Source organism: Rhodococcus sp. D-6 (assembly GCF_040256695.1).
GTDB lineage: Bacteria > Actinomycetota > Actinomycetes > Mycobacteriales > Mycobacteriaceae > Rhodococcus > Rhodococcus pyridinivorans.
The window spans coordinates 3,961,724-3,973,685 of record NZ_CP132970.1 but is presented as its reverse complement, the minus strand read 5'-3'; the positions used below and the strand labels follow the sequence as shown (position 1 = coordinate 3,973,685).

12 protein-coding genes and 1 pseudogene are annotated in these 11,962 nt (G+C 67.5%); 7 read left to right on the top strand and 6 right to left on the bottom strand.

Features of this window, described 5'->3' with window-relative positions; all coding sequences use genetic code 11:
- Nucleotides 1-43 precede the first annotated feature (43 nt).
- Complete coding sequence (locus RBB84_RS18540; RefSeq protein ID WP_350246395.1) at nt 44-2,419, top strand: FdhF/YdeP family oxidoreductase; 2,376 nt, start codon at nt 44-46, stop codon at nt 2,417-2,419.
- Nucleotides 2,420-2,426: 7 nt separating this feature from the next.
- On the opposite strand, the gene RBB84_RS18535 is transcribed toward RBB84_RS18540, so the two are convergent.
- Nucleotides 2,427-3,425: an MBL fold metallo-hydrolase gene (locus RBB84_RS18535; RefSeq protein ID WP_350246393.1), complete on the bottom strand. Its 999-nt coding sequence runs from the start codon at nt 3,423-3,425 to the stop codon at nt 2,427-2,429.
- Between the two features lie 98 nt (nt 3,426-3,523).
- On the opposite strand from RBB84_RS18535, the gene RBB84_RS18530 reads away from it, so the two are divergent.
- On the top strand, nt 3,524-4,003 hold the full coding sequence (locus RBB84_RS18530; RefSeq protein WP_024102396.1) for a TspO/MBR family protein: 480 nt from the start codon (nt 3,524-3,526) through the stop codon (nt 4,001-4,003).
- A gap of 342 nt (nt 4,004-4,345) precedes the next feature.
- Nucleotides 4,346-4,948, top strand: a pseudogene (locus tag RBB84_RS18525) (carotenoid oxygenase family protein); the annotation flags it as partial.
- On the opposite strand, the gene RBB84_RS18520 reads toward RBB84_RS18525, so the two are convergent.
- Together RBB84_RS18520 and RBB84_RS18515 are read right to left on the bottom strand one after the other, a co-directional pair.
- Nucleotides 4,927-5,130 (bottom strand): hypothetical protein, encoded by a 204-nt coding sequence (locus RBB84_RS18520; RefSeq protein ID WP_006553111.1) that lies wholly within the window; start codon nt 5,128-5,130, stop codon nt 4,927-4,929. The pseudogene RBB84_RS18525 and the gene RBB84_RS18520 overlap by 22 nt on opposite strands.
- Before the next feature lie 94 nt (nt 5,131-5,224).
- Nucleotides 5,225-6,508: an amino acid permease gene (locus RBB84_RS18515; protein ID WP_006553112.1), complete on the bottom strand. Its 1,284-nt coding sequence runs from the start codon at nt 6,506-6,508 to the stop codon at nt 5,225-5,227.
- Nucleotides 6,509-6,576: 68 nt separating this feature from the next.
- Here RBB84_RS18515 and RBB84_RS18510 point away from each other — a divergent pair, with 68 nt between their 5' ends.
- The 4 genes from RBB84_RS18510 to RBB84_RS18495 all read left to right on the top strand — a co-directional run bounded on the left by RBB84_RS18510 (nt 6,577) and on the right by RBB84_RS18495 (nt 9,387).
- Nucleotides 6,577-7,335 carry an ArsR family transcriptional regulator gene (locus RBB84_RS18510; RefSeq protein ID WP_350246391.1) on the top strand — a complete coding sequence of 253 codons (759 nt, stop codon included), beginning with the start codon at nt 6,577-6,579 and terminating at the stop codon, nt 7,333-7,335.
- A 13-nt stretch (nt 7,336-7,348) separates the two neighbouring features.
- Entirely contained in the window at nt 7,349-7,735 is a 387-nt protein-coding gene (locus RBB84_RS18505) for a VOC family protein (protein WP_006553114.1), read from the top strand.
- A gap of 42 nt (nt 7,736-7,777) precedes the next feature.
- Entirely contained in the window at nt 7,778-7,960 is a 183-nt protein-coding gene (locus tag RBB84_RS18500; protein WP_006553115.1) for a hypothetical protein, read from the top strand.
- Between the two features lie 80 nt (nt 7,961-8,040).
- Nucleotides 8,041-9,387 (top strand): phosphotransferase family protein, encoded by a 1,347-nt coding sequence (locus RBB84_RS18495; protein ID WP_024102392.1) that lies wholly within the window; start codon nt 8,041-8,043, stop codon nt 9,385-9,387.
- Between the two features lie 4 nt (nt 9,388-9,391).
- Here RBB84_RS18495 and RBB84_RS18490 read toward each other — a convergent pair whose 3' ends face one another.
- The 3 genes from RBB84_RS18490 to RBB84_RS18480 are packed head-to-tail and all read right to left on the bottom strand — an operon-like array spanning nt 9,392 to nt 11,873.
- Entirely contained in the window at nt 9,392-11,008 is a 1,617-nt protein-coding gene (locus tag RBB84_RS18490; RefSeq protein WP_016692584.1) for a cation acetate symporter, read from the bottom strand.
- Nucleotides 11,005-11,379: a DUF485 domain-containing protein gene (locus RBB84_RS18485; RefSeq protein WP_006553118.1), complete on the bottom strand. Its 375-nt coding sequence runs from the start codon at nt 11,377-11,379 to the stop codon at nt 11,005-11,007. The genes RBB84_RS18490 and RBB84_RS18485 overlap by 4 nt, the downstream gene beginning before the upstream one ends.
- A complete protein-coding gene (locus tag RBB84_RS18480; RefSeq protein ID WP_350246388.1) occupies nt 11,376-11,873 on the bottom strand; it encodes a nuclear transport factor 2 family protein in 498 nt (165 codons plus the stop codon). The genes RBB84_RS18485 and RBB84_RS18480 overlap by 4 nt, the downstream gene beginning before the upstream one ends.
- Between the last annotated feature and the right edge of the window lie 89 nt (nt 11,874-11,962).

Genomic DNA, 11,962 nt, shown 5'->3' with positions numbered 1-11,962 from the left:
CCGGGGTACTCCTCGGCAAACCGTGCGTGGGAGAGGTGATCGAATGCGGAACCGTGACCGGCGGGCCGACTACGACGAAGGCGACCTCGAGGTCGAAGACCGGAAGAAGGCCGCAGCGGGTGTCACCGGCGTCGCCATGGCGGTGAAGCGATCCCTCGAGCAGATGGGGCTGGTGCGTTCGGTCGAGACACTGCTCGAGTTGAACCAGGCCGAAGGGTTCGACTGCCCGAGTTGCGCGTGGCCCGATCCCGACCCCGGTCATCGCAAGATCGCCGAGTTCTGCGAGAACGGCGCCAAGGCCGTCGCCGAGGAGGGCACCAAGCGACGTGCCGACCCGAGCTTCTTCGCCAGGTACAGCATCGCGGAACTGGCCGAGCACAGCGAGCTGTGGCTCGGCAAGCAGGGCCGCATCACGCATCCGATGGTCAAGCGGCCCGGCGCCACGCACTACACCCCGATCGAGTGGGACGAGGCCTTCACCCTCATCGGTGAACAGCTGAAGTCGCTGGACAGCCCCGATCAGGCCACCTTCTACACGTCCGGACGGGCATCGAACGAAGCGGCCTTCGTGTACCAGCTGTTCGCGCGGGCGTTCGGGACCAACAATCTGCCCGACTGCTCGAACATGTGCCACGAGTCCACGAGCATCGCGCTGCAGGAGTCGATCGGCATCGGCAAGGCCAGCGTCACGCTCGACGATGTGCACCACGCCGAGCTGATCATCCTGCAGGGGCAGAACCCCGGCACCAACCACCCGCGCATGCTCACCGCACTCGAAGAGGCCAAGCAGAACGGCGCGAAGATCCTGACGATCAACCCGCTGCGCGAAGCGGGGCTGGTCAACTTCCGGAACCCGCAGACACCGCGCGGCGTGCTCGGTCGGGGAACGGATCTGTCCGACCTGCATCTGTCGATCAAGGTGAATGGCGACCTCGCGCTGTTGCAGGCGTTCGGGTCGCTGCTCGTCGAATGGGACGCGCTCGACCACGACTTCGTGCAGAGCCGCACCCGGGGATTCGACGAATGGGTCGAACACGTCCGGGACATCGACTGGGACGAGGTGGTCGCCGCGACCGGCCTGTCGCGTCAGCAGATCACCGAGGCTGCGCAGATGCTGCGACGCTCGAAGGCAACGGTCTTCTGCTGGGCCATGGGCCTGACTCAACACCGCAACGCGGTCGCGACCATCAAGGAGATCTGCAATCTCGCATTCGCGCAGGGCAACATCGGTAAGCGCGGCGCCGGCCTCATGCCCGTGCGCGGACACTCGAACGTCCAGGGCGACCGCACGATGGGGATCTGGGAACGCGCACCGCAGAGTTTCCTCGACGCGGTCGAGAAGGAGTTCGGTTTCGGTCCTCCTCGTGAGAACGGTTACGACACGGTCGATTCGATCAAGGCGATGCGCGACGGCAAGGTGCGGTTCTTCCTCGGCCTCGGCGGCAACTTCGTGCAGGCGGCACCGGACACTGCCGTCACCGCCGGGGCGATGGCAGGTATCGACATGACGGTGCACATCTCGACGAAACCCAACCGCTCCCATCTGGTCTGCGGCAGAACCGCATTGATCCTTCCGTCGCTCGGGCGCACCGACAAGGACGTCCAGGCCTCGGGACCGCAGTTCGTGTCGGTCGAGGACACGACGTGCGCGGTCCACGCCTCCCGAGGACCGCTGAAACCGCCCAGCGAGCACGTGCGATCGGAGGTCGCGATCATCACGGGCATCGCCGAGGCCACGCTCGGCGACCGCTACGGGATCGACTGGAAGGCGATGCGCGACGACTACGCGAACATCCGCTCGCGCATCTCCCGCGTCGTCCCGGGTTGTGAAGGCTACGAGGTCAATGTCCGGCGTCCGGGAGGGTTCATCCTGCCGCATCCGCCTCGCGATACCCGAAGCTTCGAGACCGATTCGGGTAAGGCGGAATTCGCCGTCTCGCCGGTGGAGGTGGTTCAGGTCCCGCCGGGGCATCTGTTGCTGCAGACGATGCGCAGTCACGACCAGTTCAACACCACCATCTACGGCCTCAGCGACCGCTACCGCGGGATCGAGGGCGGCCGTCGCGTCGTGTTCATGCACCGGGACGACATCGCCGCACTGGGTTTCGACGACGGAGACTTCGTCGACCTGTTCACACGATGGGACGGCGACGACCGCGAACGGTGCGCCACGAGGTTCCGGATCGTCGAGTACGACCTGCCGAGGGGAAGTGCGGCCGCCTACTATCCGGAGACCAACCCTCTCGTCCCGCTCGATTCGACTGCGCTGAAGAGCAACTGCCCCACCTACAAGTCGATCGTGATCTCCCTGACGCCCGCCGGAAGTCGCGACGACGAGTGCCCGGATGTGCTCGGAACCGCGCCCGCGGGATCGGATTGGTCGCACAAGACGACCCCGGAGCCGAAGCACCTGTCCTGACCGTCGATCAGGACGCCTCGAATGTGCCTTCGCGCAGCAGGGTCTCGGCCGTCACGAAGGCCGTAGCGCGTCGCCTCACGGTGGGCGGCGCCGGTGGGTTGCCGTTCCACTGGTCGAACAGGGTGCTCAGGCTCAACGCGATGCGCTCCGGCGACTCCCAGTGACGCCACGCATCGATGTCTTTCGTGCGCACTAGCATCCGCGCTGTCTCGAGCGGAGTGAGTCCGGCCCGGTAATGATCGTGGGCGGCGTCGCGCAGCCACAGCCAGTAGTCGCGCAGTGCTCGGATCTCCGCCGCACCGCAGGTCGGTCCGTGTCCGGGCACGTACACCGCGGCGTCCCAGCCGAGCAGACGGTCGAGCGCCGACAACCAGTTGTCGAGCGGGCCGTGCCACAGGATCGGAGTCGAACCGATGAACAGCAGGTCGCCGGTGAAGACCACGCCGGCGTCGGGGACACGGGCGACGAGATCGCCGGCCGTGTGGCACGGCCCGAGCTGCTCGAGTTCGACCACGCGACCACCGATCTCCAGAGACAGCGAGGTCGTGAAAATGGTGTCGGGCATCCGGGGTGTGCGACGGGGAAAGCGGGCGTCGCCGCGGACGCGCGCCATGTAGGCACCTGCCGCGCCGATCGGTCCCGGCAGCCGCCGGATCAGCGAGCCCGTGCCCGCAAGCACCGTGAGGGCGCGCGGTGGAAGATCTTCGCGCATGGCGTCCAGTGCGGCGGCGCTGGTGATGATCCGTGTGTCGGATGGCAGCGTGTCGTTGCCCCACCAGTGGTCACCGTCGCTGTGGGTGTTCACCGCGTCGGTGATCGGAGCATGGGCGACCAGCGGTGCCTGCGCCTCGGCGATGCGCTGCGCCCATGCGACGTCCCATGCGGTATCGACGACCAGCGACGCCGTTCCCGGTGCGACGACCAACCCGGTGTTGGCCTCACCCCAACCGCCGGGGGTGCGCACGAACGCCCAGACCCCGTCACCGACCTGCTGCAATCCACTCATGTCGACCTCCCGGCCCGCCACCCTACCGAGGTGTCCGTTTCGTGCGCCTTCGGCTCGGGTAGCCGACGATCAACCGTCATCCACAGGAGCCGACAGACATGAGACTCAGTACCGTTCTCGCGACCGCCGCTGCCACCACGACCACCGCGATCGTCGGATCGATCGCCTCCCAGGACACGGACTCCCGGTGGTACCGCAAGTTGCGTAAGCCCGGTTTCCAGCCTCCGGCCGCGGCGTTCCCGATCGTCTGGACGGCGCTGTATGCCGATATCGCTGTCACCTCGGCCGTCGCGATCGACGAGTACACCGACGCCGACGACTACGCGGGTCGTCGCAACTACATCGCGGCTCTGGCTACGAATCTCGTTCTCAACGCGTCGTGGTCGTGGGTGTTCTTCAAGTGGCATCGGTTGATGCCTGCCACTGTGGTCGCCGCCCTACTCGCCGCCAGTACCGCAGATCTGACCCGCCGGACGGCCGCGGCGAATCCGGCTGCGGGGGCCGCGCTGGCTCCGTACTCGGCGTGGACGGCGTTCGCCACGCTGCTGACCGGACGGATCACGCAGCTCAACCGCTGATCCGCGTGAGTCAGGACGGTAAATCGCGTTCGTGACATACGCGGCGACGTCGGCGTGGGTCATGTGCCGGGCGGGGGAGAGCAACTGGCTGAAGACCACGCCCACCATGAATTCCACTGCTGTCTCCGGGGTCGGCCCGAGGTGCGCAGCCAGGGGTGGGCCGGTGATGTGCTTCAGTGCCCGCTCGGTGACGATATCGACCAGTGTGCTGCCCTTTCGGAGCGGATGAGCCACGGTTCGTCGGCGAATCGCAGGCGACCGAGGACAAGTTGTTCGAGAGTGTCGAGCTCGTGGTTCACGATGACGCCCAGCAGATGGCCCTTCGATGCGTACCGGCGATAGATGGTTGGACCGTGGTGGTCGGCTGCACGGGCCCGCGACGATCCCGATTCCCGAGCTCGGATTCGTCCACGACTTCGCGCTGACCGATCGGCACATGGTGTTCGTGCTGGGACCCTTGCTGGTTCGGAATCCCGTCCCGGTTGCACTGGGGTTGCGCCCTTCGACGATCCGTTGTCGTACCGACCGGAACTCGGCACCACCATCGTCCTGGTGTTGCGGGACGGTGGTGACCCGGCGACCTTCGAACACGACGCGCTGTTCCACTTTCACGTCACCAACGCCCACGAGGCCGGCGATCGCACCGTCGTCGAACTCGTCGCGCACGATCCGGCCGGCGGCTGGGAAGGGTAGAACGGTCACCTGCGCAACTATCGGGGCGATGCCGGACCGGCCTTCGGCGGCACGCTCACTCGGCTGACCGTCGACCGCAGGGCCCGCCGCATCACCGCCACCGCGCTCGACGATCACGGATGCGAATTCCCTCGACTCGACCCGCGGTTCGCCACCACCGAACATCGCTACAGCTACACCGCGTCGGCATCGGTCCCGGGAGGGGATCCCGACTCGGTCACCATGATCGATCACCGTACGGGCACGACGAACCGGTACACGGCCGAGGCCGGCACCACCGTCTGTGAACCTCTGTTCGCACCGGCAGCGACGCCGAGGGCGGCGGCTGATCGCTGACGCTCGAACACCAGCCTGCGCGCAGGGGCAGCAGGCTTCTCGTCCTGCGCGCCGACCGACCGGGCGACGGACCGGTCGCGGCGGTGATCCTGCAGCACTACGTGCCGATGACCTCCCACGGCGCGTTTCGGCCCGACAGTGGCGCTACCTCCGACCGGCGGTAGGCCGATGGGCATCTCATTTCTGACGGATCTACCGTTGCGGTTCAACCGGTTCCGGCTGGGACCTGAAGCGCCGACGTGTGGCGTAGATCAGCGCGCCCACTGCGATCACGGCCGTACCGGTGAGCACCGATGAGCCGGGCAGCGTGAACGCCAGGGTCAGGCATCCGGCCAGCCCGAGTGAAGCGATGATGCGCCCGCGTCGCCCGCCCGGAAGCGTCCAGGCGGAGGCGTTGGCGACGGCGTAGTAGACCAGCACCCCGAACGACGAGAATCCGATCGCGGCACGGACATCTGCGGTTGCGGCGACGACCGCGACGATCACTCCGACAGCGAGTTCGGCTCGATGTGGCACCGCGAACCGGGGGTGCACCGCGGCCAGCGCGTGCGGCAGATGCCGGTCCCGTGCCATCGCGAAGGTGGTGCGCGACACTCCCAGCACCAGGGCGAGCAGTGAACCCAGAGCGGCAACGACGGCCCCGGCGCGCACCACCGGCTCCAACCACTCGACCCCGGCCGCGGTCACCACACTCGACAACGGTGCAGTCGCTTCGGCCAGCGTGCGAGGGCCCAATACCAGCAGCGCGACCGAAGCGACCGCCAGATAGACGAGCAGGGTGACGCCCAGTGCCATCGAGATCGCGCGCGGTATCGTGCGCGCCGGTTCGCGTACCTCCTCGCCGAGGGTGGCGATCCGCGCGTACCCGGCGAAGGCGAAGAACAACAACCCGCCCGCCTGCAGCACCCCGCCCACGGTGATGTCGGTGCCGAACCCGAGTCGGGCCACCTCGGTGGAGCCGGAGGTAGACCCTGCGACAACCACCGCGGCGAGTACGGCCAGCACGATCGCCACGATGATCCGGGTCGCCAGTGCCGACTTCTGGACACCGCGATAGTTCACCGCCGTGAGCAACACGACCGCGGCGACCGCAACCGCGTGCGCCTGCTCGGGCCAAATGTAGAGGCCGACGGTCAACGCCATGGCCGCGCACGAGGCGGTCTTGCCGACCACGAAACACCAGCCTGCCAGATATCCCCAGAACTCGCCGAGCCGTTCGCGTCCGTACACATATGTGCCACCGGAGACCGGGTACCGTGCCGCCAGCCGTCCCGACGAGGACGCATTGCAGTACGCCACGATTGCCGCCACCGCGAGCCCGATCAGCAGGCCCGACCCCGCAGCTCCGGCTGCGGGCGCCAGGGCCACGAAGATCCCCGCCCCGAGCATCGATCCGAGGCCGATCACGACTGCGTCGGCCGCCCCGAGGCGCCGTTGTAACCCCTCGGGCGTGCCCGTCCCTGTCGTCTCCGACATCACGGCTCCTTCGCGCGCATCCAAATTGAATCAAAATGATTTGATGTATCTGGTGCTATCATCGGGTGATGAAGTCGGTGCGTCAACCTGTCCCGGCCTTCGTGCAGTTGGCCGCCCACCCGGTGCGGTGGCAGCTGCTCGCGGCGCTGTCCGGCGGCGACTATCGGGTCCGGGAGATGGTGTCACTGGTCGGGGAGCCGCAGAACCTCGTCTCCTATCACCTCCGCCTGCTCCGCGACGGCGGGCTGGTGCGGGTTTCCCGCAGCAGCTTCGACGGCCGCGACAGCTACTACCACCTCGACCTCGACCGGTGCACCGAGATGCTGGCCGGCGTAGGTGCCGCACTGCATCCGGGGTTGGGGTGCAACCGCCCGCCTGTGACGTTCACATCCGAGACGCCCTCACCGGTGCTGTTCGTGTGCACAGGCAACAGTGCGCGCTCCGCAATCGCGGAAGCTCTGCTCCGGCAGCGCACCGGCGGGACCGTCGACACGACCAGCGCAGGCACCTGCCCGAAACGGAACATGCACCCGAACACGGTGCGGGTGCTGCGAGAAGAATTCGGGATCGACATCGCCGACCGACATCCCCGCCACCTCGACAGTCTCGCCGGCCGCCGGTTCGGCACGGTGATCACCTTGTGCGACAGGGCCCGCGAGGTATGCCCCGAATTCGACGGCGAGACTCGCCGGATCCACTGGAGTATCCCCGACCCGGCGGCGGCCGGCGGTGCCGACGAAGAGACCTATCCGGCCTTCCGTGTCATCGCGGCCGAGATCGACACCCGCATCCGATATCTGTGCGAGACCCATGCCGTCACAACATGACCAGGAGCAACCGATGACCACTACCGACGAATACGTCAGCGTCCGATACCTCGTCGACGACGTGCCCGCGGCCGTCGCCTTCTACACCCGTTATCTCGGCTTCACCGTGCTCACCCACCCCGCGCCCGCTTTCGCCGATGTGATCAGGGGTTCGCTGCGGCTGCTGCTGTCCGGGCCGGCGAGTTCCGGGGCCCGCGCCACCCCCGAGGAGTTCGTCGGTCCGGGCCGTAACCGGATCCACCTCGTCGTCGACGACCTCGACGCCGAGATCGCTCGCCTGCGTGGTGCCGGCATAGAACTCCGAAGCGATGTGGTGACCGGTCCGGGCGGTCGTCAGATCCTGCTCGCCGACCCCGCCGGCAATCCGATCGAACTGTTCCAGCCGGCGGCCGACAGATGACCGACCCCGAAGCGCCGACCCGCGATGGGTGATGATGGAGGCATGTTGGAAACACCCGTCGTCATCGGTATCGGATCGATCTGCGTGGGGTTCGTCTTCTTCATGCTCGCCGCGACGGGGACGCGATCACGCTGGGACAAGAAGATCACGATCACGCTGTTCGCGCTCGCCATCGTCTTCATGACGATCATCCCGGTGATCGGCGCGGTGGGGTTCGCAGCCTGACCCTCCACGGCCGAAGTACTCGCACACCGCGGATCACCGTGGGAGTATCCACCGCAGGAAACCGAACAGGGGAGGTCGCGGTGGGTGGCGTCAGCGGTGAATTGAAAGACGAACTGACGAAGCGTCTTTCGTCGGTACTCGACGGCAGTTGGACGCTGCGGCGCATCGAACGGCTCACCGGTGGTGCGAGCCGCGAGACCTGGGCGATCACCGCGGTGTCGGCCACCGGCGACACCCGGGAGTTGATCCTGCGCCGCGACCCGCCAGGACGCGAGGACGCACGCAGGATCGCAATGGAAGCGGCGTCCTTCGACGAGGCCGCCCGCATCGGCGTGCCCGTGCCCGACGTGATCGACCGCAGCGGCGACGAACCGCACCCCGGGATCGGCGCCTACCTCGTGATGTCGAAGGTGCCCGGCGAGGCACTGCCGCAGAAGTTGTTGCGCGACGAGAATCTGGCCGAGGTCCGCGCCGCACTGCCCTACGAACTCGGACGCATCCTCGCCCGGATCCACCGCATGGACATCGAGGCCGTACCGAACCTGCCCGAACACGACCCGCTGACCTCCCTGTTCGACGAGTACCTCACCAACGGCAACCCCGTGCCGACGCTCGAGGCCGCGTTCGCGTGGCTCCTCCGCAACCGTCCACCGGCGACCGGGAAAACGTTCGTGCACGGCGACTTCCGCAACGGGAACCTCCTCGTCGACGCGGAGGGCGTGCGCGGGGTGCTCGATTGGGAACTGGCGCACGTCGGTGACCCGATGGAGGACCTCGGGTGGCTGTGCACCCGGACCTGGCGTTTCGGTTCGCCGCATCCGGTGGGCGGATTCGGTTCCCGCGACGACCTGTTCCGCGGGTACGCCGACGAATCGGGCGAGAGTCCCGACCCCGAGGTCCTCCACTGGTGGGAGGTCTACGGCTCGCTGCGGTGGGCGGTGATCTGCCGGATGCAGGCCGCCGCAGCGGCGACGGGAGGCGACAACACCCTCGAACTGCTCGCCATCGGCCGGCGCGTCGCCGAGTGCGAACACGACCTGCTGGACCTGCTCGACGTCCCTCCCCACGACGAGACGGAGACTCCGCCCGCCACCCCACAGTTCCTGGGAGCACCGCCCGTCGAGGAGCTGCTCGGGGCAGTGCGCGAGTTCGTCCTGGAGGTCGGGGCGGGCGCCGATGCGAAGACCCGCTACCGCAGCCGGGTGGCGGCGCACGTTCTCGGCATCGCCGCACGGGAGGCCCTCTTCGCCCCGGCGGTGCGGGAGACCTATCGGGTGCGGCTCGCCGGGCTCGGCTACCGCTCCGAAGCCGAACTCGCCCTCGGTGTGCGTGCAGGACGAGATCACCTCGACGACCCGCAGGTCGCCGAGGTGGTCAGGGGGTTGGCCGCGAACCGGCTGAAGGTCGCGAACCCGAAATATCGCTGACGGATCAGTGCGTGGCGGCGACCTCCGCGCCGATGCCGGTCTCCGCGCGCACCAGCATCTCCGCGAACTTTTCGTCCTCGAGGCGGCCTCGTCCCCGACGCTTCTCGCCGACGATCGATCCGATCACGCACGCGGCAATGCCGAGCGGCATGGTGACGATCACCGGGAGCTGGATGGTCAGGGGAGCGGGGCCGCTGCCCATCCACAGGGCCTCGGTGAACATCAGGCTCACGACCGTCGAGACGAGACCGGTGAGCACACCCCAGACCGCGCCGGTGGCGTTGAAGCGCCGCCAGTTCAGGCTCAGCACGAGAGCGGGCAGATGCGCACTGCCGGCCACCATGAACGCCATGCCCATGAAGAAGGTGATGTTGGTGTCGTCGCCGATGAGCATGGCCAGGCCGATGGCGAGGACGCTGAAGGACACGGCCCCGTACCGGGCGATGCGGGCCTGGGCCTGGTCCTCCCGGGCCTGCTCGTCCGCGTCGAGATTCTCGATCGGTTCCTTCCGCGTGACCGCCGGCCACACGTCGCGGGCGAAGGTGCCGGCCGCGGAGATCACGACACCGGCGACCACTGCGACGATGGACGCGAAGGCGACCGCGGCGACGAGTGCGAGCGCGATGGACCCACCGACCGTGCCGGCTCCGCCACCGAGTTCGGTGACGAGGACGGGTGCCGCAAGGTTGCCACCGGGCCCGACGAGATCGGTGCCGTTCGGTCCGAGCACGGCCGCGGCGCCGAAGCCCATCACGATGACGATCAGATAGAACAGGCTGCACAGCGCGACGGTCCAGCCGAGCGAGCGACGTGCCGTCGTGGCCTCGGGGACGGTGAAGAACCGGATGAGGATGTGCGCCATTCCGGCGGTGCCCAGGGCGAACGCGAGCGCGTAGGAGACGAGGTTGATCGCGCTGGTCTGGCCGAAGATCAGGCCGGGGGACAGGATCGCGTCGCCCGCGACGGCGTTGTCGGTTGCGGCGTCGAGGACCTTCGGGAATGCGAACCCGAACTGCGCCAGGATGCCGAAGCACACGATGATCGCGAGCACCGACAGGATCGTCGACTTGATGACCTGCACCCAGGTGGTGGCGAGCATGCCCCCCACGAAGACGTAGATGCCCATGAGCGATCCGGCGACCACCACCGACAGCCAGAACGGGATGCCCGAGACGGATTCGAGGAGCACACCCGCGGCGACGAGCTGGGCGAGCAGCACGAAGGTGCCGGTGGCGATCGTGCTCAGCGCGACCGCGACCCGCACGTTCCGCGAGTCGGTGCGGAAGACGAGGACGTCGGCGAGGGTGTACTTGCCGAGATTGCGCATCTTCTCCGCGAGGAGGAACAGCACCGGCAGGAACGAGATGACGGACGTGAACAGGATGACGGTGCCGTCGACGCCCTTGGAGAAGATCAGGCCGGTGGTGCCGAGGAAGCTGCCGGCGGAGATGAATTCGCCCGCGATGGCGAATCCGTTCTGCCAACTCGAGATCGAGCGACCTGCGGCGAAGAATCCGTCGGCGCTCTTCGCGCGCCGGGATGCAGCGAAGGTCACCCATAGGGTCAGGGAGATGACGGCGCTGCAGATCGCGATGGCGAGATAATCGGCGTCACCGGTCATGATGCGACCTCCTCGGATGCGGGACGGTTCCGTTCGACGGCCACCACGGCGTCGTCGACGGCGGGGCCGATGTAGGTGCGGGAGAGACGGAAGTACGCCCAGACCAGCACCCAGGTTCCGGCGAACTGGGAGAACACCACCCACAGCGACAGCGGGATGCCGAGGACGACGGTGGCGCCGAGTTGGTCGGGGAACCCGATGAAGGCGACGAGGAAGGACGTGAACAGCACGACGGTAATGCCACCGAGCGTGTTGGTCACGCGGGCGCGTCGGCGACGCAACTCGGCGATCTCGGGAAGACGGAGCATCCGCGTCCAGACGAGCTCGTCCTCCGGGGACGAGGTGGGGACGCCGTTCACGGTGTCGGTCATGCCCGCACCGCCGCGCCGCGGGCGCTGTCGAGCGCGAAGAGGTTCTCGTCCCACCCGGCCTCGAGCGGTCCGAAGAAGTGGAAACGCACCTGCTTGACCTTGTAGAGCCAGCGGCCGTCGACCTTGACGACCTCGTCGTTGTAGCGACCGGCCGCGATCGCGGGGGTGCCGTCGGTGACACACGGCTGCCACAGGAACGAGCGCACGGTGGCGCGGTCACCGTCGAGGTCGATCTCGAGGTTCGTGATGAAGTGCCAGAAGGAGGTCAGGCCGCCGTCGGCGAGTCCCGCGAAGAAGGCGCGCATCTCCTCCTTTCCTTGCGGGTGGGACAGGCCGTCGAACTCGCCGTCATCGGTGAACAGCTCCATGAGCGCGTCCCAGTTGCCGTCGTCGAGGTGGCGGCAGTACTGCGCATCGAGCTTCCGGATCGCCTCGAGGTCTTCGAGGTGGGTGATGCGGTCGAGCAGGGACGGTCCGGGATGGGGGCTGGACACAGCAGATCCTCCGTTGTGCGTTTTATTAACGTCCGTTCATGTGAGCTGGACCATAACAAGCGTGCGCATGCCCGTCAACGGGAAGGTTC